The organism is Burkholderia sp. 22PA0099, assembly GCF_047497165.1.
Taxonomy (GTDB): domain Bacteria; phylum Pseudomonadota; class Gammaproteobacteria; order Burkholderiales; family Burkholderiaceae; genus Burkholderia.
This window is the reverse complement of record NZ_CP163164.1, coordinates 3,085,468-3,106,884: the sequence shown is the minus strand read 5'-3', so window position 1 is coordinate 3,106,884 and position 21,417 is coordinate 3,085,468. Positions and strand designations below refer to the sequence as shown.

Here is a 21,417-nt window from a genome sequence, read left to right as displayed (position 1 = left end):
TTTCGCCTCTCCGTATTCCACTCTTCGGAATCCCGCCCGAACCATGCCGGGCGCGGCACCGACTCTACCGCGTCGCGGCCCGGCGCGCATCGGTGGTGACCATCCGGGATGTCCCTGAACCCGTTCAGCGAAACATCACGCGTCAATCAAACGGTAAATATTCTATTCAATGGAATAAGTAGAAAATTAATGTCGTTGTCCGGAATTCTGCGTTGACGTCGAAAAAATTGGCCGGATAGAGTCGGCAGCATCGAATGCAATCGCTTCAGGCGGTGCCGATGCACCGAAGGGCCAGATCATGTCGTTCCTCACGTTGACGGATGTTTCGAAATCGTTCGGCGAGCTGCACGCCGTCGCCGGCATCAGCCTGTCGGTCGAGAAGGGCGAGTTCGTCTCGCTGCTCGGCCCGTCGGGCTGCGGCAAGACCACCACGCTGCAGATGATCGCGGGCTTCATCGAAACCACGCGCGGCACCATCACGCTCGACGGCCGCGACATCACGCGCATGGCGCCGAACCGGCGTGGCCTCGGCATCGTGTTCCAGAGCTACGCGCTGTTCCCGCACATGAGCGTCGAGCAGAACGTGGGCTTCGGGCTGGAGATGCGCGGCGTGGGCAAGACGGAGCGCGCCGAGCGGGTGCGCGAGGCGCTCGCGCTGGTGCGGCTCGACAAATACGCGCAGCGCTTTCCGCGCGAGCTGTCGGGCGGCCAGCGCCAGCGCGTGGCGATCGCCCGCGCGGTGGTGATCGCGCCGCCGGTGCTGCTGCTCGACGAGCCGATGTCCAACCTCGACGCCAAGCTGCGCGAGGACATGCAGTTCGAGTTGCGCGAGATCCAGCGCAAGCTCGGCACCACCACCGTGATGGTCACGCACGATCAGTCGGAAGCGCTGTCGATCAGCGACCGCGTGGTGGTGATGGAAGCGGGGCGCATCACCCAGGTCGATACGCCGTATCGCGCCTACGAACATCCGGGCAACGCGTTCGTCTCGCAGTTCATCGGCAAGACCAATCTGCTGAACGGCACCGTGCTGGCGCAGGAGGGCGGCCAGATCCGCGTCGATCTCGGCAGCCGCTTGCAGGAAACCGGCGCGACCGCGCAGGCCGACGCCGCCGCGATGCGTGCCGGCGATGCGGTCACGCTGTGCATCCGGCCGGAAAAGCTGTCGCTCGGCGCGCCGGGCACCGGCCGACTGGCCGGCCGCGTGACGAGCCGCTTCTTTCTGGGCAGCCAGTGGCTGTACCGGCTCGACAGCGATGCCGGCGAAATGCTGGCCTGCTGCCAGAACGAAGGCGGCGAGCCGCTTGCGGAAGGCGCGGCGGTGGGCATCGACTGGCGCAGCGAGGCGGTGCGCGTGATTCGCCAGGAGGCCGCCCGTGGATGACGCACTGAGCACGGTTTCGCCCGGCGACGCACGGGACAGCGACGGCGGCGCACCGCGCCCCGCCGCCCGGGCACGCTGGCGCGCCTGGCTGCCGATGTGGCTGATGAGCGCGCCGGCCGCGCTGCTGTTCGTCGCGCTGGTGCTGGTGCCGCTCGCGATGACGCTGGCGCTGTCGTTCTACCGTTTCGATCCGTCGGTCGGCCCGATCCCGGCGTTCGATCCGCATCACTACCTGGACGTGCTCGGCCAGACCTACTTCCACACCATCTTCCTGCGCACCTTCGGCATCGCCGCGCTGACCACGCTGCTGTGCGTCGCGATCGGCACGCCCGAGGCCTACATCCTGTCGCGCATGCGCGATCCGTGGCGCTCGCTGTTCCTGCTGGTGATCCTCGCGCCGCTGCTGGTGTCGGTGGTGGTGCGTGCGTTCGGCTGGAGCATGCTGCTCAATACCGGCGGCCTGGTGAACCAGGTGTTCGCGCTGTTCGGGCTCGGGCCGTTCAAGCTCGAATACACCACGTTCGCGATCGTCATCGCGCTGGTGCACGTGATGCTGCCGTTCATGGTGATTCCGGTGTGGACCTGCCTGCAACGGCTCGATCCGCAGACGGAGAACGCGGCGCTGTCGCTGATGGCGTCGCCCGCCACCGTGCTGCGCCGGATCGTGCTGCCGCAACTGATGCCGGGCGTGCTGTCGGGCAGCTTGATGGTGTTCGGGCTGTCGGCCAGCGCGTTCGCGATTCCGGGGCTGCTTGGCGGGCGCCGGCTCAAGGTGGCGGCCACGGCGGTGTACGACCAGTTCCTCAGCTCGATGAACTGGCCGCTCGGCGCGACCATCGCGATCCTGCTGCTGGTTGCGAACCTGATCGTGATGCTCACGTATTACCGCGTGCTCGAACGGCGCTACACGCGCAGCCTCGGCTGACGCCGCCCCGTTCCGGCCCACTTCCTCACGCTTCCACGACCATCCGACATGCGCAAAAACGGCCCGCTCGCTCTCGCGTTCCACACGCTCGTGATCCTGTTCATGCTCGCGCCGCTCGCGATCGTGGTGCTGGTGGCGTTCACGCCCGACGAGACGCTGACGCTGCCCACCCACGGCCTGTCGCTGCGCTGGTTCCGCGCGATCCTCGACTACCCGGACTTCATCGCGGCGTTCGGCAACAGCCTGAAGCTGGCGGTGGCCTCGGCCACGATCTCGCTGGCGATCGCCTTGCCGGCGGGCCTCGCGATCGGCCGCTCGCGCTTTCCGGGCCGCGCATTCCTCAACGCGCTGCTGCTTTCGCCGCTGGTGATTCCGGGCCTGGTGCTCGGCATCGCGCTGCTGCGCTTCTTCGCGCTGATCGGCGCGACCGGCTCGTTCGCGTGGCTGGTGGCGGCGCACGTGATCATCGTCACGCCGTTCGCGATGCGGCTGGTGCTGGCCTCGGTGGCCGGGCTGGATCGCAGCGTCGAGCACGCGGCGGCCTCGCTCGGCGCCAATGCCTGGACCACCTTTCGCCGCATCACGCTGCCGATGATCGTGCCGGGCATCACGGGCGGCTGGCTGCTGGCGTTCATCAACAGCTTCGACGAACTGACGATGTCGATCTTCGTCACCTCGCCGCAAACCGTCACGCTGCCGGTGCGCATGTACATGTACGCGACCGAATCGATCGATCCGATGATGGCGTCGGTGTCGACGCTGGTGATCGCCATCACGGCCGGCGCGATGCTGATCCTCGATCGCGTCTATGGCCTGAACCGGATCCTGATCGGACAGCACTGAGCATGCACACCCGTTCCACGCGCCTCGCACCCTCTACGATGACCGACCGCCCGACGCCGCATTCCACGCCGCAACTCGTGCGCGTGGCCGAAACCACCCGGGCGCCCCTGCCGTTCGTGCTCGACGGCGCGCCCGTCGCGGCGCTGGCCGGCGATACCGTGCTGACCGCGATCCTCACGCAGCAGCGCCGCCTGCGCGTCAGCGAATTCGGCGACGGGCCGCGCGCCGGCTTCTGCCTGATCGGCGCATGCCAGGATTGCTGGGTGCGCGAGGAGAGCGGGGCGCGGCTGCGCGCGTGCTCCACGCCGCTGCGCGCCGGGATGCGGATCGTGACGCGCGCCGCGACGGCCATCGGCGGCGGCGAGACGGCCGACGCGGCGCACGGGAGCGCGGCATGAGCCCCAACAGTTGGCTCGACGAACCGGACTCGGGCGCGATGACGAACGAACCGCACGTGGTGATCGTGGGCGCGGGGCCGGCCGGGATTCGCGCGGCCGAGGTGCTGGCGGCGGCCGGCATCCGCCCGGTGGTGATCGACGAAAACGCGCGCTGGGGCGGCCAGATCTATCGGCAGCCGCCGGCCGATGCCGGCTTCACGCGCACGAAATCCACGCTGTACGGCTTCGAGGCCGGCAAGGCCGACGCGCTGCACCGTTGCATGGCGGCGCTGCTGCCGCAGATCGATTACCGGCCCGACGCGCTGGTCTGGTCATGCGAGCCGGGTGTGCTCGACATGATGCGCGCGGGCCGCGAGGCGCGCCTGCGCTGGACCCACCTGATCATCGCCAGCGGCGCGACCGACCGCATCTCGCCGGTGCCGGGTTGGACCCGCCCGGGCGTCTACACGCTCGGCGGCGCGCAGGTCGCGCTGAAATCGCAGGGCTGCGCGATCGGCCGGCGCACCGTGCTCGCGGGCACCGGGCCGCTGCTGTATCTGGTGGCCTATCAATACGCACGGGCCGGCGCCGAGGTGGCGGCCGTGCTCGACATCAACCCGCTCTCGCGGCAGGCCGCCGCCGCGCCGAAGCTGCTGCGCCAGCCCGGCACGTTCGCCAAGGGCATGTTCTATCTGGGCTGGCTGCGCGCGCATGGCGTGCGCGTGGAACGCGGCGTGACGCTCGATGGCATCGACGGCATCGGCAGCGATGCCGACCAAGATGGTGTCGCCGCGATCCGCTGGCGTTCGGCCGGCGGCGCGGTGCATCGGCTCGATTGCGATGCCGTGGGCCTGGGCTTCGGGCTGCGCCCCGAGACGCAACTGGCCGATCTGGCCGGCTGCAATTTCACGTTCGACACGGTGAACCGCTGCTGGCTGCCGGAAAAGGACGTGGCGGGCCGCAGTTCGGTACCGGGCGTGTATCTGGCCGGCGACGGCGCGGGCATCGCCGGCGCGGATGCGGCCGAGCTGGCCGGCCGGCGCGCGGCGCTGGCCTTGCTGGAAGATCTGGGCGCAGGCATGCCGCGCGGCCTCGACGGCCCCGGCGCGGCGGCCATCGACGCGCAACTGGCGCGCATCCGCGTGTTTCGCGCCGGGCTCGAACAGGCCTTCGCGCCGCCACCGCCCGAAGCCGCGGCCGGCTGGCCCGACGATCTGCTGGTGTGCCGCTGCGAAGCGGTGACGGCCGGCACGCTGCGCGCATGCATCCGCTCGGGGCTGGCCACCGAGGTGAATCGGCTGAAAGCCCTGACGCGGATCGGCATGGGCCGCTGCCAGGGCCGCATGTGCGGCGAATCGGCGATGGCGCTGCTGGCCGCCGAAACCGGCCGGCCGCTCCATGAAGTGGGCCGGCCGCGCGGCCAGGCGCCGATCAAGCCGATCCCGATCTCGCCGATGCTGTTCGACGACGCGGTACCGATGCACGAAGCGGAGGCCCACGATGAGTGACGTGCGTCATGTGCAGGTGGCGATCGTCGGCGGCGGGCTGGTGGGCGCGTCGGCCGCGCTGGCGCTGGCCAGCCAGGGGGCGAGCGTGGCGCTGTTCGAGCGGCGCTATTGCGGCGCGCAGGCGAGCGGCGTCAATTACGGCGGCGTGCGCACGCACGGCCGTCCCGAGGCGCAACTGCCGCTGGCGATGCGCGCGCGCAAGATCTGGGATCGCCTGCCGGCGCTGATCGGCAGCGACGGCGAATTCGTCGTGTCGGGCCATTTGCGGCTGGCGCGGCGCGAGGCCGATCTCGACGTGCTCGAGGCCTGGGCCGCGATGGCGCGCAGCCACGGCGCGCAATCGGTGGTGATGTCCGGGCCGGCGTTCCGCCGCCGCTATCCGTGGCTCGGCCCGGCCGCGATCGGCGGCGCGTTGTGCGCCACCGACGGCCAGGCCAACCCGCGGCTCGTGTCGCCCGCGTTCGCGGCCGCCGCGCGCCGCGCCGGGGCGCAGGTGTTCGAGCAGACCGAACTGACCGATATCGCGTTCGACGGCCGCCGCTTCACGATGCGCGCGGGCGGGCAGGCGTTCAGCGCCGACTGGCTGATCAATTCGGCCGGCGCGTGGGGCAATACCGTGGCCGGCCGCTTCGGCGAGGCCGTGCCGCTGCGCTCGATCTATCCCAACATGTGGGTCACCGAGCCGCTGCCGAGGTTCGTCGAGCACAACCTCGGCGTGGTCGGCGGCGGCATCTACGCACGGCAAGTGGAGCGTGGCAACTGCGTGATCGGCGGCGGGCGCGGCCAGGGCGACGGCGAATACGCACGCCCGTCCAGCGACACCACGCGCGCCGTGATGCGCGACGCCTGCGCGCTGCTGCCGGCCCTGCGCGACGCGCTCCTGATCCGCACTTGGAGCGGCGTCGAGGGCGAGACGCCCGACAATCATCCCGTGATCGGCCCGAGCGGCACCACGCCGCGCCTGTTGCACGCCTTCGGCTTTTCCGGCGGCGGCTTCCTGCTCGCGCCCGGCGTGGGCGAGGTGCTGGCCGACCTCGTGCTGCGCGGCGCGACCGACACGCCGATCGACGCGTTTTCCATCGCACGCTTCGCGACCGGCGACAGCCGCGACGCGTTCGCGGCCGCCTGAGGCGAGGCCCGCATGCACCCGCCGTACCGTTTCCGTTCCCAGTCCGACACCCCACGCAAGCTCCAAGGAAGAACCACGATGAAACTGTCACGCACATTCGCGTCGCTCGCGGCGCTGTTCGCCATCGGCCTGGCTTCGCCCGCCTTCGCCCAGACCAAGACGATCTACATCGGCATGAACGGCGGCCCGATGGAGAAGGCCTACACCGGCCAGGTGCTGCCCGATTTCGAGAAGGCCAACAACGTGCACGTGGTGGTGGTGCCCGGCACCTCGTCGGACGTGCTGGCCAAGCTGCTGGCGAACCGCGATCACCCGCAGATGCACGTGGTGTTCCTCGACGACGGCGTGATGGCGCGCGCCGTGAGCCTGGGCGTATGCCAGAAGCTCGACGACGCGCCGGTGCTCAAGGAACTGTATCCGTTCGCGCGCATGAAGGGCGACATCGGCGCGGGCGTGCAGCTCGGCATGACCGGCATCGGCTACAACACCAAGGTGTTCAGCGCCAAGGGCTGGGCGCCGCCGACCTCGTGGATGGATTTCGCCGATCCGAAGTACAAGGGCAAGGTGGTGTTCCAGTCCGCCTCCAGCAGCACGTTCGGGCTGCACGGCTTCCTGGCGATCAACCGGATCCTCGGCGGCAGCGAAACCAACGTCGAGCCGGGCTTCTCGAAGTGGGCCACCACGGTGGGGCCGAACGTCGTCGAATACATCCCGAACTCGGCCAAGCTCTCGGAAATGATCCAGACCGGCGACGCGGCGATCTTCCCGCTGACGCCCACCGGCGTGGGCGACCTGAAGGACAAGGGGCTGCCGGTGGCCTACGCCGCGCCGAAGGAAGGCGCGGTGCTGCTGCTGGTGGATCTGTGCGTGGTCAAGAACAACCCCGATCCGGCGCTCGCGCAGAAGCTCGCGCAGTTCCTGCTGTCCGCACCGGCGCAAACCCAGGCCGCGGTGGCCGGCAAGCAGATCCCGACCAACCGCCAGGCGACCATGCCGGCCGACATGCAGAAGAACCTCGGCGATCTCGACCAGCTCGTGAAGAAGGTCACGGTGGTGGATTGGGATGCGATCAACGCCCGCCGCGCGCAATGGGATGCGCGCTGGAACCGCCAGATCGAGCAGTAAGCCGGGAGAGGTGGCGCTACCCCGTTGCGGCCCGCCGGAGCGATTCTCATTTACGTGCGTGCGGGCCTGACAACATGTCGAAATAAATGGCCCGGTTCCGCTCCGGAAGCGCCTGAGCGCGTCGCAACCCCAAATGATCCTATGGTGCACCGTGCGCGCCAGCGTTTCGTCTGGCAAACTGACCCCCGATCCGCGACGGCTCGAACGTTCCGTCACGTGGAATCGGGTGCGCTCGCGCCCCGTTCGCGTGCCTCGGTGGCGCTCAAGGGAACGCGGATCGTTGCCGTTAAAGGGTAGTGGTTTGTCGACTAGCGACGCGCCGGAACGCCGTTGCGGTTTCCGCGCGAGACGCAGTCGCTTCTCTCAGATATGAATGCATGAGCACGAGTCATTTTGTCCGGCCTGAAGGCAAGGTCTACGAGCGCATGATCCGGAGCATCGCCGATTATGCAATTTACATGCTCGACATCGATGGCTATGTGACCACCTGGAATGCGGGCGCACAACGCGCCAAGGGCTATCTGGAGCACGAGATCGTCGGGCGCCATTTTTCCTGTTTCTATACCCGTTCCGACCGCGCGCGCAGCCTCGCGGAATTCAATCTGCAGATTGCACGCAACGAAGGGCGTTTCGAGGATCACGGCTGGCGGGTGCGCAAGGACGGCACGATTTTCTGGGCGCATGTGGTGATCGACGCGTTGCGCAACGAAGACGGCGAGATTTTCGGGTTCGCCAAGATCACGCGCGACTGCACCGAGCGGCGCATGGTCGAGACCCAGTCGCGCCAGCGCGAGCAGAGCTTCCGGTTCCTGGTGCAGAGCGTGACCGATTACGCGATCTACATGCTCGACGTGAACGGCATCGTGTCGAACTGGAACGCCGGGGCGCAGGCCGCCAAGGGCTACTCGGCCGACGAGATCGTCGGGCAGCACTTCAGCCGCTTCTACACCGACGAGGATCGGGAAGCCGGTGCGCCGGCGCGCGCGCTCGACACCGCGCTGCGCGAGGGGCGCTTCGAAACCGAAGGCTGGCGCGTGCGCAAGAACGGCGAGCGCTTCTGGGCGCACGTGGTGATCGATCCGATCTTCGACGACATGGGCGAGCTGTTCGGTTTCGCCAAAGTCACGCGCGACCGCACCGAGGCGCGCCGGCTCCAGCAGCAGACCATCGACCAGGAGCGCCGCTTCCGGCTGCTGGTGGAAGGCGTGACCGATTACGCCATCTACATGCTCAACGTCGACGGCATCGTCTCGAACTGGAACGCGGGCGCGCAGCGGGCCAAGGGCTACACGGCGTCGGAAATCATCGGGCGGCATTTCTCGGTGTTCTTCACCGAGGAAGACCGCAAGGCGGGCCTGCCCGCGCGCGGCCTGCAGACAGCCCGCGAAACCGGCAAGTTCGAGGCGCAGGCCTGGCGCATGCGCAAGGACGGCCAGCGTTTCTGGGCGCACGTCGTGATCCATCCGATCTACGACGACGACGGCGAGCTGTACGGCTATTCCAAGATCACCCGCGACTGCACCGAGCAGCGTCAGGCCGCGCTGGCGCTCGAAGCGACCACGCGCAACCTCGATCTCGCGCTCGACAACATGCTCCAGGGCCTGTGCCTGTTCGATCGCAACGGCCGGCTGGTGTTGAGCAACCGCCAGTTTTCCCATCTGTTCGACCTGTCCGAAACACTGCCGTCCGGCATCGAGCCGAGCCGGCTGCTGCGTCTGCTGGGCCGGCCGGTGCGGTTCGCCGGGCGCGCGCGCGCGAGCATGGCCGCGCAGTTCCGCCAGGCCGTGATGTCGGGGCATACGGAGGAAAAATCGCTGGTGGTGGGGTTTCTCGACCGCTACGTGTCGGTCGTGACGCGCCAGTTGTCGCACGGCGGCTGGGTCACCACGTTCGAGGACGTCACCGAGCGCCGCCATGCCGAGGCGCAGATCCACCATCTGGCGCACCACGATCCGCTGACCGGGCTGCCGAACCGGCTGGCGTTCCAGGAGCGCCTGCACCGGATGCTGGAGCGGGCGCAGCCGGGGCACCAGTTCTCGCTGCTGTATCTCGATCTGGACCGCTTCAAGGCCGTCAACGACACGCTCGGCCACCAGGCCGGCGACGAGCTGTTGCAGGCCGTGGCGGCCCGCCTCAGCGCGAGCCTGCGCGAATCGGACCAACTGGCCCGGCTCGGCGGCGACGAATTCACGATCCTGCAAAGCCGCAGCCGCGGGCTGGACGAGGCGATCGCGCTGGCCGAGCGGTGCATTCGCACGCTGGCCGATTCGTTCGTGATTCGCGGCGCGGAGGTGTCGATCGGCGTCAGCATCGGCATCGCGGCGCTGCCGTGCGGGTTGGCCAGCGCGGAAGTCGCGCTGCAATGCGCCGATATCGCGCTGTACGCGGCCAAGCAGGGCGGCCGCAACGGCTACCGCGTGTACCGCGACGAGATGCACGGCCCGATCCGCGAGCGCAACGAACTCGAAGTGGACTTGCGCCGTGCAATGGCCAGCAACCAGCTTCGGCTGCACTACCAGCCGATCGTCGATGCCGTCACCGGGCGTACCACCGCCGCCGAGGCGCTGCTGCGCTGGACCCACCCGGTGCGCGGCCCGATCACGCCGGCCGCGTTCATCCCGCTGGCCGAGGAGCGCGGCCACATGCCGGCGCTCGGCGCGTGGGTGCTGGTGCAGTCGTGCCGCGACGCGATGAGCTGGCCCGACGAGATCCGCATCAGCGTGAACGTGTCGCCCGCGCAGGTCGTGCATCCGGACTTTCTCAACACGGTGATCTACGCGTTGAAGGTCAGCCGGCTGCCGCCGCGCCGGCTGGAGCTGGAAATCACCGAAACCGCGCTGCTCGAATCGTCGGCCCGCTCGCGCGCGGTGCTCGGCACGATTCGCTCGATGGGCGTGGGCATCGCGATGGACGATTTCGGCACCGGTTATTCGTCGTTGAGCCTGCTGCAGGATTTTCCGTTCTCGCGCATCAAGATCGACCGCAGCTTCGTGCAGAACATCGGCAAGAAGCGCAAATCCACGGCGATCGTCAGCGCGATCGCGGGGCTGTGCCAGCGTCTCGACATCCCGGTGATCGCCGAGGGCGTGGAAACCGACGAGCAGCGGCTCGCGCTGCTGGCCGAACGGTGCAGCGAATTCCAGGGCTTCCTGTTCGCGCGGCCGATGCCGGTCGAGCAGTTGCCGTGGTACAAGGCAGCGGTGGCCTGAGCCGCGCGGGCGGGGCCGGGGTATGCCGAGGTTGACGCGGCGGCCCCGGCAACCGCTCGGCGTTCGCCCCTGAGCGGCGCGGCTGCGGCCCGGAACCTGCCCACCGGAACAAGGAGTTCGCCGTGAATCCCACCGCAGCCGACCTCGGCAGCCTCTACCGCCGTTACCTCGATTGCCTGAACCGCCGCGACTGGCCGGCGCTCGGCGAATTCGTGGCCGACGACGCCACCCACAACGGCCAGCCGTTCGGCCTGGCCGGTTACCGCCGGATGCTGGAACGCGACGTGCTCCAGATCCCCGATCTGCGCTTCGAGATCGACCTGCTGGTGGCCGAGCCGCCGATGGTGGCCAGCCGCCTGCGCTTCGACTGCACGCCGCAGGGCGATTTCCTCGGCGTGCCGGTCAACGGCCGGCGCATCGTGTTCACCGAAAACGTGTTCTACCGGTTCCGCGACGGCAAGATCGCCGAGGTGTGGTCGCTGCTCGATCGCGCGGCCGTCGAGGCGCAGTGCCAGGCGGGGCGGTAGCCGACGTGGACGAACTGCGCGCCATCGCCACCTTCATCCGTGCGGCCGAACTCGGCAGCTTCCATCGCGCCGCGCAGGCGCAGGGCAGCACGCCGCAGGCCGTCAGCAAGGCGATCCGTCAACTGGAGGCGCATCTCGGCGTGCGCCTGTTCCATCGCACCACGCGCAAGAACGCGCTGACCGACGAGGGCACGCGGCTGCTCGACGCGGTGCGCGGCAACCTCGACGGCATTCGCAGCGCGATCAACGAGGCGCGCGGCGCGGCCCATCAGGATCAAGGGCGGGTGCGCGTCAGCGCGGGCGGCGCGGTGGCGCGCAAGGTGCTGATGCCGGTGATCGCCGAGTTTCGCGCGATGTACCCGGAGGTCCAGTTCGAGCTGGTGCTGGAAGACCGCTATACGGACGCGGTGGACGAGCGCATCGACGTCGGGTTCCGGGCCGGCAATGCGCCGGTGGCGCAGGTCGTATCGCGCCGGCTGTTTCCGATCCAGTTGCTGGTGTGCGCCACGCCGGCCTACCTGGCCGCGCACGCCGCACCGCGCCGGATCGACGATCTCGCCGCGCATCCGCTGATCGGCTATCGCCAGCCCGGCGCGGGACAGCCCACGCCGTGGGAATTTCGCGTGAAGGGCGAGACGGAATTCCGCAGCCTCTCGTACGCCGTGTGCTGCAGCGACCCGGAGGCGGAAATGCACGCGGTGCTGGCCGGCATCGGGATCGGCCAGATCGACAGCATCAATGCCGCCGCGCCGCTGCGCGCGGGCGAGCTGGTGCCGCTGCTGCCCGGCTCCACCAGCGAGCGCATGGGCCTCTACCTGTTCTACGCGCAGCGCAACAACATGCCGCGCCGCGTGCGCCGCTTCATCGATTTCTCGGTCGAACGGCTGCACGGCACGACGCAGTTCCATGTGCCGCCCGCCGCGCTGAAGGCGATGGCGCGCTGACGCTGACCGGCTGGCGTCCATTTGCCAACCGACGGTTGTGAATCAAACACCCGGTTCGTGACTACTGCGCGGCGTGCCGCATCGACACAATGGCTCCACGTTCAACCGAAACAGGAGCCCGACATGACCACGCTTTCTCTCGTTACCGGCGCCAGCCGCGGCCTCGGCCGCAACTCCGCGCTCCATATCGCGCGCCAGGGCGGCGACGTGGTGCTGACCTACCTGGGCAGCCGCGAGGCCGCCGATGCCGTCGTCGCCGAGATCGAGGCGCTCGGCCGCAAGGCGGTGGCGCTGCAGCTCGACACCGGCCGCGTGTCCGGCTTCGCCGATTTCGTGCAGCGCCTGCGTGGCGCGCTTCAGGCCACCTGGCAGCGCACCACGTTCGACCATCTCGTCAACAACGCGGGCCACGGCGATTTCGCGCCGATCGCGGACACCACCGAAGCGCAGTTCGACCGGCTCGTCGACGTGCATTTCAAGGGCGTGTTCTTCCTGACGCAGGCGTTGCTGCCGCTGCTCGCGGACGGCGGCCGCATCGTCAACCTGTCGAGCGGGCTGACGCGGGTGAGTGCCGAGGGCTGGGCCGCCTACGCGGCCGTGAAGGGCGCGGTGGAAGTGCTGACCGTCTATCTGGCCAAGGAACTCGGTTCGCGCGGCATCGCCGTCAACGTGGTCGCGCCCGGCGCGATCGAGACGGACTTCTTCGGCGGCGCGGTGCGCGATACGCCCGAATTCAACCGCTTCTTCGCGAGCATGACGGCGATGGGCCGGGTGGGCGTGGCCGACGACATCGGCCCGATGATCGCGAGCCTGCTCGGCGAGGGCAACCGCTGGCTGACGGCGCAACGCATCGAGGTGTCGGGCGGGCAGGCGATCTGAGGGGGAGCGGGGAGGTGGAAGGGCTGCCGCGATATACCGCCTTTGGCCGATCCGCCTGAAGCCCGAACGCGAGTAGAGCGGGAATTTCAGGCGCCGCCGCGCGATCTGCCCGCGGCTGGGCGCCCTGATTGATCTGACGCAGGCCAGCGTGCGATGGCACGCCGTACTATCCGCGGTCGGCTTTTTCATGTCCGTGACGCGGAGAACCCTGTATTGGCCACTCGAGAACGCATCCTTTCCCCCACGATCGCCGCCGACGGCTCGGTCCATTTTTCATCGATCACCTCTGCGCCGGATGACAGCAAGGCGGTCTGCTATATGGTTCCGCGGCGTGTCATTCCAGTGGTCTTCGTGCCGGGCGTCATGGGCACGAACCTGGAAACCAACGGGCCAACGGGGCCGAAACCGGTCTGGCTTCTCAACGACACAAAGTCGGTGATGCCCTGGATGGCAAGAAAGCCGAAGGAGCGCAAAGCGCTGCTCGATCCAGGCAAAACCCGGGTCCACACGGGTGGCAATATCCTGCCCGGCACCGCGCAGACCAAAGCCGAACTGCGCCGCCGAGGCTGGGGCGAAGTGGGCTGCATGAGCTATGGCGAGTGGCTGGTGTGGCTCGAAAACGCGCTGAACGATGTGCATGCGGGCACGGACTACGGCCGCAAGGGATTGCGGGAGAGTCTCTGTCATCTCGCCACGCCCGGCCTCGATAAACTGGCGCGCGACGAAGTGGCGCTCTCGTACAAGTACCAGTTTCCCGTGCATGCGGTCGGCTACAACTGGCTGCAATCGAACGCGGTATCGGCGCGGCGCCTGGCGACCCGAATCGATGAAATCACGGCCTGGTATCGCAAGCAGTTCAACTACCGATGCGACCGGGTGATCCTGGTCACCCACTCGATGGGCGGGCTGGTGGCCCGCTACTACTCGGAAGTGATGGGCTTGCGCGACAAGGTACTGGGCATCGTGCACGGCGTGATGCCCGCCACGGGGGCGGCCGCGACCTACAAGCGGATGAAGACCGGCACGGAGGGCATTGCCGGGTTGGCGCTGGGCCCGACCGCCGCAAGCATGACCGCCGTGGTGGGCAGTGCACCCGGGCCCTTGCAGTTGTTGCCGAGCCCCGATTACGGCGTGGGCTGGCTGCAGATCCGGGACGGCGAGCGGTTCGTCGCGCTGCCTCAACCGGACAAGAACAATCAAGTCGATCCGTATAGCCAGATCTATACCGTGCGCAGCACCTGGTGGGGGTTATGCGACGACACGCTGTTGAATCCGCTCGATCCGGAAAAGAAAACCATCGACAAGGATTGGAGTGATTTCGAAGACTTGATTCAACGCCAGGTTCGACCTTTTCACGAAGATATCAGTGGCAAGTATCACGCCAACACCTATGTCTTTTACGGCGACGACGAGACGCACAAGGCATACGGCAACGTCACGTGGGCGCAGCAAACGCCACCGCGGTTTCGCGGCGGCACTCCACCGATGGCCGATCTTCTCGAAACACGCGGCAGCGACGACCCTGCGACCGCCGGGCAACTGGTCACGGTAATGCTCGATGGAAAAGCCTCGTTCGCCACATTCGTTCTGCGTGACGCCGACGAACATGGCGATGGCACCGTGCCGGTGCGTTCGGGTCGTGCGCCAGCTCATCACGCCAGAGCCTGCGTCTCCTTCGCGGGTATCGAGCACGAAGGCGCCTACAAGCTGGACGCAACCCGACGTTTTACGCTTCACGCCATTACCCGCATTGCGCAAAGCGTGAAGGGCACGACGCTGGACTACAAGGCATGAGGAAAACGCACGCAACATTCGCGGTCGTCTGCCTGATATCGACCGTTGCCGGGTGCGATTACAAACCCGCACCGATGAGCCCAATGGAAAAGCAGATCGTGACCGAACTGACTACGAACCTGAAAACGCGGTGTGTGGGACGCTATCTGATCGACATGCCAGGGGAGGTTCAGGAATCCGGCCGCGCGAAGATTCACGGGGTCGTCATCAGGGCGAAGGAGATGACGGAAGATGCCTGGCGGCAGGAGATCGCGCAACGCGAGGCCGAATTGAAGGCAACCAGGAGCAGGGATGCCTATCCGTTCCTGTACGAAGCCGGGAAGGCGCGTGGAGACAACACCTACTACTTTATTCATCGAGGCTCCATCTACGATGATCCTGCCACGCGACATATCGAGGGCTACAAGTGGGACAACGGCTATCAGCTCCTGCTAGAGATCGAAACCTACGACTACCTCCACCCCGACCAAACCGACGAACCGATCGTCAAGCGTTTCGAGCTGAAGAACAAGGTGCCCCAGAAAACAGCGGTGGTGTTCAACCTGCTGGAAAAGCTGCGTGGGCGCTCTCCGGACGACATTCCGACGGAAGCCGGCGTGTGCTTCGCGGGCGGCTTCCTGCCTGCCGCAGTGGGGTACGACGAAGAAGTGAACGCCACGTTTGTCAACCTGACTCAACGGCAAGACGTCATCTGGAGCATGTTCACGTTGCCGAATTTCCTTGACGATACGACCGTATCGGAGCACGCCGATAGCGCCGAAGCGCGCGAGGCGCTCAGGGGCATGGACGGCAAGGATGTCCGCAAGGGGGCCTGGGAATTGTCGGGAATGAAGGCCACGGAATGGCTGTACGAAAGTGCGATGCCGGGTGGCGGACGTGGCGACACCTTCTCGATGGCCGTCAACGAAACCACGAGCAAGCCGGCCACACCGTATTTCTCGATGGAGTTCAGTACCGGCGGTCAGTACACGGTTCAGGGGCAGCTCGTGAAATTCGACCCGCCGTCGCTCGCCACCGGTGCAGCCGTCGTGCTATGGGACGCCGTGTCGAGAACACTGAGACTCAAGCCGAGCGCAGGGTGAGCCTGAGCCACCCGGCGTTCGCGGAGCGTCATGCTGCCCGAGCCGCCTTCCGCCGCCACACCCGCAACCGAAACAGCACCGCGATAAACCCCACCGACACCAGCCCGCTGACGGCCTGCACCGTCACGCTGTTGCCGACCGGGTCGTCGAAGCCGCCGGCCACCAGCGCGCTGGCTGCGATCGCCAACGGGCCGAGCCACGCGGCCCAGGCCGGGCGCCGCGCCGGCAGCAGTTCGGCGCTGCCGGCCACCAGCGCTTCCAGGCACACCACGGCGGCCACGAACGCCGACGCCAGCATCCCGGCCCTTGCTGCATCCAATAGAGCAACGGCGCGAGCATGGCGAACACCCGCAGCAGGTATCCCCACACCGCGCCGCGGCTCGCCGCGCTCGATCAACTGAAGCGCGTGATCTACGTCGGTTCGTTCTCCAAGACGCTGCCCGGCAGCGTGCGCGTGGGCTATCTCGCCGCCGCGCCGGAGATCGCCGAAGGCTTGAACGAGATGAAGGTCATCACCATCGTGTCGACCTCGGCGCAGAACGAGCGGCTCGTGTATTCGGTGATCGAGGGCGCGCATTACCTGAAGTTCCTGCGGCGGCTGCGCGAGCGAATTCAGGATGCGACCGAGGCCACCGTGCGCGGCATCGAGGCTGCCGGCTTCGAGGTGCCACGGCCGTTCGGCGGCGGGCTGTATGTGTGGATCGCGATGACGGCGGGGATGCAGGCGATCGACCTGGCCGCCGACGCCGCGCAATCGGGCATCTTCGTGGCCCCGGCGGCCGCGTTCGCGACCTCCGATACGCCCACGCCGGGCATGCGCGTGAACGTCGCCTACGGGCACGATCGGACGTTTCTCGACTGGCTCGGGCGGTTTCGTTGAAGGCGGGGCAGGCAGACGCGGGTGATAAGTTTTCCGGCGAGGCCATTAATTCGACGGCGTCCGCATTTACCCTTATCGCGTTAACCCTCATGCTTCGAGCTCAGACACTTGCCCTCGAGGATCGCGATGAAATTTGCTGCCCCCCACCGTATCGTTGCGCTGGCCGCTGCCGGCGTGTTTGCCGTCTTGAGCATGGCGTCGGCGCCCGCGTTCGCCGATGGCGCGAATCACGCGATCACGCGCGCCGAAGTGCGGGCGGAGCTGGTCGAGCTGGAGCAGGCGGGGTATAACCCGGCCGGGTATGACGGGCGGCTGCATCGGCGGATGGAAGAGGCGGAGGCAGTGATTGCGCAGCGTCGGGCGGCGGCCGCTGCCGACAAGGTGATGGCGCTGGAGCCGGTTTCGACGTCGCAAGCCGGCGTGATGTTGCAGGCTTCGAAGTAAGGCATCGCCTTGCAGGCCATCACGCGCCCTGAATACCGCATCGCCTGAACCCGCACGGGCAGGCGTCAACACAGGCAGCCCGGCTCCATTCCCCGAAGCCGGGCCACCTCGACCCATCCCCCGCCTTACCGCAAATCGGTAATCGTTGAATTGAACACCTGCCCGGCGATCGTCACGTTCTGCAGCGCGATGCCGTTCACGTTCCACGCATAGATCGGCCCCGGCGTTTGCGCGCTGGCCGGCCCTGCCGCGGTCGGCGTGCCGAAATCGCAGTTCGAGATTGTCACGCCGGTGATCGCCGGAATCGCGGGCGTCGGCGCCGGGCCGTTGTAGTCGAACGCCACCGGCCCCTGCGCGACGATCGCCTGGAAGCACGAGCCGGTCGCGCTGCCGAGGGTGACGTTGCTGGCCTTCACGTTCGTGATGTTGACGTTCTGCACGAGCGCGGGGCGCGTGCGGATCGCATCGCTGGCGGGCTGGTAGTCGCAATCGAACGTGATCAGGCCGCCCTGCGACGCCGACGGGTTGCCCGACGCGGAAGTCGCCACGCCGAGCGGCACGGTGCTGTTGATCGGGCTGCCGGTCAGCATCTTGCTGCCGTAGCCGGCGCCCGTCAGGCTCACGCCGTTCGGCAGCGTCACGCCGTTCACGTAGAAATTGCGCACGAAGCCGCCGCGATTCATGTTGGTCTTGATGCGGATCGCGATGTTCAGCGAATTGGTCGCCCAGAACTGGTTCAGCATCGTCAGGTTGCGCGCGTAGACGTTCTCGATGCCGCCGCCCATCTCGCTGCCGAGCGTGATGCCGCCGTGGCCGCTGTTCATCGTGCAGTTCTGCACGACGTGGTTCTGCGCCGGGCCGTATTGCGAGTCGAGATCCTTGCCCGACTTGATGGCGATGCAATCGTCCCCGGTGTTGAAGATCATGCCGTCGCACAGCACGTTGTTGCAGGCGTCGGGATCGAAGCCGTCGTTGTTCGGGCCGATGCTGTCGGCCATCACGCCGCGAATCACGACGTTCGTGCAGTCGGTGGGATGGTGCTGCCAGAACGGCGTGTTCTGGGTGTGATAGTTCTCCATCAACACGTTCGTACACCCAAGGAATTCCACCATGCACGGGCGCAGGTAATGGCCGAGCCCGAAGATGCGCTGCGCCACCGGCACGCCGGCCTCGGACAGCGCGGGCAGGTAGTTCTGATCCTGCTGCCACGGCGTGGCCGGGTTGGTCAGCATCGTATACAAGGCATCCGAAATACCGGGCACGGCCGTCTTCAGGTCGACGTTGTTCGGGTTCGTGTAGGCCTGCGACGGCGTGGACGAACTCGCGCAGCCGTAGGCGCCGGTGGTGCCCTTGTAGGTCCACCAGCAAGTGGCCGTGTTGCCCGTGCCGGCGAACGCCGTCATGGCCTGGCCGTTCAGGATCGAGGTGGCGCCTTCGCCGGTCAGCGCGATATGGCTGGCGTTGCGTGCATACACGGGCGTGCCGAAGTTCAGGCAGTCGTTGGCCTGCCAGCGGCTGTAGAACAGCTTGCCGTTGGCACCGCAATCGACGGGGCCGTCCTTCGCGTAATCGGCCGGGTTCGCGCTGAAGAAGATCGTGCAGTTCGCGCTCAGGTGGAAATTGACGTTGCTCTGCAGGACGATCGGCCCCGCGCAATACCATGCGCCGGCCGGCACCACCACGCGCCCGCCGCCTGCCGCCGAGCAGGCCGCGATCGCGGCCAGGAACGCCGGGCGAGAATCGAACGCGCCCGCGCCCTGGGTGGCGCCCGCGCCCGGGCTGACCGGCGATTTGGTCGCGTCGGTGTACGGGCTGGTTTGCGCGATGACCGAGCACGGTTGCGCGCCGTAGGCCTCCACTTGAAAATCCACGGCGGGAAACGACGACTGCGCGATGCCGTTCAGCGACGCGATGATGTTGGTCGCCAGGCCGCTCGGCCCCCAGATCGGATCGGCCGGCGCGATGGATGCGCCGCCACCCGCGGCCGGCGCCGAATCGGTGCCGCTGCCGCAGGCGCCGAGCAGCGTGCTGCCCACCAGTGCACCACCGTAGCCGAGGAAATGTCGTCGAGTAATCCTAAACATCTGCTGATTGGGGGCGTTGTCTTTCGCGTCGAATTCGGGTGCGCTCACTGCCTGTCTCCGTCCTGGATATTGTGATTGTGTCGATGAGGGCGCTACGGTGCTGCAATGGCTGGTGTCATACGATGACACGATGATAATAAGCACGATGCGGCAGCCATGATGTCCGTGCATTCCCTAGGATGGATGGGGCTGAAAGGCAAGACTGGAAAGGAATCATCGCTGATTTTCCGGAATTTTCGACTGTTGCGTCGTGGCACTGACGATCATTTTGGGCATGCAAAAAATCTGCCAAAAAATGCCTCAACATATATGATGTCCGACGTTGAAAACGACGAAAAATGCAGGATACGACAGCGCACCGGCCAGCCTCGCAGCGGCGCCGGCAACGCGTGATCGGACAAGTCGGCGATGGCGGGCGCAGCACGTTCGTCGCACGCTCAAGTTGCCGTCGGACCTGTCGAAAACTGAAGGTAATCCGTACGAGCGGGGGAGCAGCGCGTTCGTCGGAGGAATACGTAAAAAAATTGCATCCAGGGGAAAACCACAGCATGAAAAACGTCAGCATCCGTACCGGCTTGCTGTTCATCCTCGCGTTGTTCGGCACGATGATCGTGGTCGGCGGGGTGGCCGGCGTCGTCTCGCTGCACGCGGCCAATCATTCGACGAATCGGGTCCATGCGATCTCGTCGCGCGTGATCCTGCTGAACGACGCTTATAAGGACATGACGCGCGCCCGCAGCGCGCTGGTGCGTGCCTACAGCACGGCACGCGAGCAATCGAGCGTCAACACCGCGGCGATCGACAGCGGGCAGGGCAGCATCGACAAGTCGAGCACGGAGCTGAAGGCGTTCGCCGACGCCAAGCCGATCGACGGCCAGGACGCCGCGCTGCTGCAGGACATCGTGCAACTGGGCCGCGCGCACACGGCCACCGTGCAGGCCGGGCTCGACGCGCTGCGCGCCAACGATCCCACCAAGTATTCGGCGCTCAACGCCACCGACATCACCACCTCGGGCGCGGCCTATTCGGTTGCGCTCGAACGCTTCCAGAAGCAGGCCAACCAGCTCGCGCAGGACGAGGCCGAGCAGGAAGCGGCGCGCTACCAGATCGTGCTGGCGCTGGTGGTGATCGGCGTGGCGATCGCGCTGGCGCTGGTGGTGGCCGTGCATTTCGCACTGCGCAGGAACGTGGTGCGGCCGCTGGAAGACGCGGCGCAACTGCTCGGCAAGGTGGCCGACGGCGACCTCGATCTGTCGATCCCGGCCGGCGGCAACAACGAGGTCGGCCGCCTGCTGGCCGCCATCGCACGGATGCAGTCGGGTCTGACGCGCACCGTGCGTCAGGTGTTGAGCAGTTCGGATTCGGTCAACGTGGGGGCGAAGGAAATCGCGGCGGGCAACCTCGATCTGTCGTCGCGCACCGAGGAGCAATCGGCCGCGCTGGAGGAAACCGCCGCCAGCATGAAGGAGCTGACCGACACCGTGACGCGCAACGCCGACAACGCCCGCACCGCCAGCTCGCTCGCCAGCGAGGCGGCGCAACTGGCCACGCGCGGCGGCGACATGGTGGGCAGCGTGGTGACGACCATGAACGAGATCAGCACCGGCTCGACGCGCATGGCCGACATCATCGGCACGATCGACGGCATCGCGTTTCAGACCAACATCCTCGCGCTCAACGCGGCGGTGGAAGCGGCGCGCGCGGGCGAACAGGGCCGTGGCTTCGCAGTGGTGGCCGGCGAAGTGCGCGTGCTGGCGCAACGCAGCGCGGGTGCGGCGCGCGAGATCCGCGAACTGATCGACGCCTCGCTCGGCCGCGTGCAGGCCGGCAACGCGCAGGTGGCGCAGGCGGGCACGGCGATCACCGAGACGGTCGAGGCGGTGCGCCGCGTGGCCGGCATCGTGCAGGAGATTTCGGCCGAATCGAGCGAGCAGGCCAGCGGCATCGTGCAGATCGGGCAGGCGGTCGCGCAGATGGAGCAGGTCACGCAGCAGAACGCGGCGCTCGTCGAGCAGGCCGCGGCGGCGGCCGGTTCGCTGGAGACGCAGGCGCGTCAGCTGGAGGCGGCGGTGTCGTCGTTCAGGCTCGCGGCGGTTTGATCGGTGGCGGGTTTGGCGGCGATGCGGGCGTGCCGGCTCGGAGCGGCATTGTCGTCGTGTAGGCACGCGGCCGTTTGATCTGCGGCTCGCTCGCTGGGAATGCAGGAGCGCTAATTGGAAGCAGCGTTGTTGTCGTCCCGGCAAGATGCGGTTAGATCCGCGGCAGGCGCGAGGCGATGCGGCA

The 21,417-nt window shown here is 67.3% G+C and carries 19 protein-coding genes; 17 read left to right on the top strand and 2 right to left on the bottom strand.

Features of this window, described 5'->3' with window-relative positions; translation table 11 throughout:
* Positions 1 to 298: 298 nt before the first annotated feature.
* The 13 genes from AB4851_RS13700 to AB4851_RS13640 all read left to right on the top strand — a co-directional run bounded on the left by AB4851_RS13700 (position 299) and on the right by AB4851_RS13640 (position 15,726).
* Positions 299 to 1,384, top strand: coding sequence for an ABC transporter ATP-binding protein (locus AB4851_RS13700; protein WP_414441904.1), 1,086 nt, complete (start codon positions 299 to 301; stop codon positions 1,382 to 1,384).
* 4 nt (positions 1,385 to 1,388) lie between these two features.
* Positions 1,389 to 2,309: an ABC transporter permease gene (locus AB4851_RS13695; RefSeq protein ID WP_414449191.1), complete on the top strand. Its 921-nt coding sequence runs from the start codon at positions 1,389 to 1,391 to the stop codon at positions 2,307 to 2,309.
* 48 nt (positions 2,310 to 2,357) lie between these two features.
* A complete protein-coding gene (locus AB4851_RS13690; RefSeq protein ID WP_414447653.1) occupies positions 2,358 to 3,152 on the top strand; it encodes an ABC transporter permease in 795 nt (264 codons plus the stop codon).
* Between the two features lie 38 nt (positions 3,153 to 3,190).
* Complete coding sequence (locus AB4851_RS13685; protein WP_414449190.1) at positions 3,191 to 3,550, top strand: (2Fe-2S)-binding protein; 360 nt, start codon at positions 3,191 to 3,193, stop codon at positions 3,548 to 3,550.
* Between the two features lie 38 nt (positions 3,551 to 3,588).
* Positions 3,589 to 5,037, top strand: a complete 1,449-nt coding sequence (locus tag AB4851_RS13680; RefSeq protein WP_414449189.1) for an FAD-dependent oxidoreductase — start codon at positions 3,589 to 3,591, stop codon at positions 5,035 to 5,037.
* A complete protein-coding gene (locus tag AB4851_RS13675; RefSeq protein WP_414447652.1) occupies positions 5,030 to 6,166 on the top strand; it encodes an NAD(P)/FAD-dependent oxidoreductase in 1,137 nt (378 codons plus the stop codon). Before AB4851_RS13680 ends, AB4851_RS13675 begins: the two co-directional genes overlap by 8 nt.
* Positions 6,167 to 6,244: 78 nt before the next feature.
* Positions 6,245 to 7,291, top strand: coding sequence for an ABC transporter substrate-binding protein (locus tag AB4851_RS13670; protein ID WP_414447651.1), 1,047 nt, complete (start codon positions 6,245 to 6,247; stop codon positions 7,289 to 7,291).
* Between the two features lie 377 nt (positions 7,292 to 7,668).
* Positions 7,669 to 10,500: an EAL domain-containing protein gene (locus AB4851_RS13665; protein WP_414447650.1), complete on the top strand. Its 2,832-nt coding sequence runs from the start codon at positions 7,669 to 7,671 to the stop codon at positions 10,498 to 10,500.
* 122 nt (positions 10,501 to 10,622) lie between these two features.
* Positions 10,623 to 11,027: an ester cyclase gene (locus AB4851_RS13660; protein ID WP_414441909.1), complete on the top strand. Its 405-nt coding sequence runs from the start codon at positions 10,623 to 10,625 to the stop codon at positions 11,025 to 11,027.
* Positions 11,028 to 11,032: 5 nt separating this feature from the next.
* Complete coding sequence (locus AB4851_RS13655) at positions 11,033 to 11,971, top strand: LysR family transcriptional regulator (RefSeq protein WP_414447649.1); 939 nt, start codon at positions 11,033 to 11,035, stop codon at positions 11,969 to 11,971.
* Positions 11,972 to 12,094: 123 nt separating this feature from the next.
* Positions 12,095 to 12,850 (top strand): SDR family oxidoreductase, encoded by a 756-nt coding sequence (locus AB4851_RS13650; protein ID WP_414447648.1) that lies wholly within the window; start codon positions 12,095 to 12,097, stop codon positions 12,848 to 12,850.
* 153 nt (positions 12,851 to 13,003) lie between these two features.
* Complete coding sequence (locus AB4851_RS13645) at positions 13,004 to 14,644, top strand: hypothetical protein (RefSeq protein WP_414447647.1); 1,641 nt, start codon at positions 13,004 to 13,006, stop codon at positions 14,642 to 14,644.
* Positions 14,645 to 14,727: 83 nt separating this feature from the next.
* On the top strand, positions 14,728 to 15,726 hold the full coding sequence (locus AB4851_RS13640) for a T6SS immunity protein Tli4 family protein (protein ID WP_414447646.1): 999 nt from the start codon (positions 14,728 to 14,730) through the stop codon (positions 15,724 to 15,726).
* Between the two features lie 28 nt (positions 15,727 to 15,754).
* Here the strand turns inward: AB4851_RS13640 and AB4851_RS13635 are convergent, their stop codons facing one another.
* The gene (locus AB4851_RS13635) at positions 15,755 to 16,024 is read right to left on the bottom strand and encodes a hypothetical protein (RefSeq protein WP_414447645.1); all 270 of its coding nucleotides are present in this window, start codon (positions 16,022 to 16,024) and stop codon (positions 15,755 to 15,757) included.
* 39 nt (positions 16,025 to 16,063) lie between these two features.
* Between AB4851_RS13635 and AB4851_RS13630 the strand changes: the two genes are divergently transcribed.
* Together AB4851_RS13630 and AB4851_RS13625 are read left to right on the top strand one after the other, a co-directional pair.
* Entirely contained in the window at positions 16,064 to 16,606 is a 543-nt protein-coding gene (locus AB4851_RS13630) for an aminotransferase class I/II-fold pyridoxal phosphate-dependent enzyme (protein WP_414447644.1), read from the top strand.
* A 126-nt stretch (positions 16,607 to 16,732) separates the two neighbouring features.
* Positions 16,733 to 17,050, top strand: a complete 318-nt coding sequence (locus AB4851_RS13625) for a DUF4148 domain-containing protein (protein WP_414447643.1) — start codon at positions 16,733 to 16,735, stop codon at positions 17,048 to 17,050.
* A gap of 125 nt (positions 17,051 to 17,175) precedes the next feature.
* Here AB4851_RS13625 and AB4851_RS13620 read toward each other — a convergent pair whose 3' ends face one another.
* Complete coding sequence (locus AB4851_RS13620) at positions 17,176 to 19,134, bottom strand: glycoside hydrolase family 28 protein (protein WP_414449188.1); 1,959 nt, start codon at positions 19,132 to 19,134, stop codon at positions 17,176 to 17,178.
* 156 nt (positions 19,135 to 19,290) lie between these two features.
* Here AB4851_RS13620 and AB4851_RS13615 point away from each other — a divergent pair, with 156 nt between their 5' ends.
* Positions 19,291 to 19,527, top strand: a complete 237-nt coding sequence (locus AB4851_RS13615) for a hypothetical protein (RefSeq protein WP_414447642.1) — start codon at positions 19,291 to 19,293, stop codon at positions 19,525 to 19,527.
* Positions 19,528 to 19,682: 155 nt separating this feature from the next.
* Entirely contained in the window at positions 19,683 to 21,233 is a 1,551-nt protein-coding gene (locus AB4851_RS13610; RefSeq protein WP_414447641.1) for a methyl-accepting chemotaxis protein, read from the top strand.
* Positions 21,234 to 21,417: the final 184 nt, after the last annotated feature.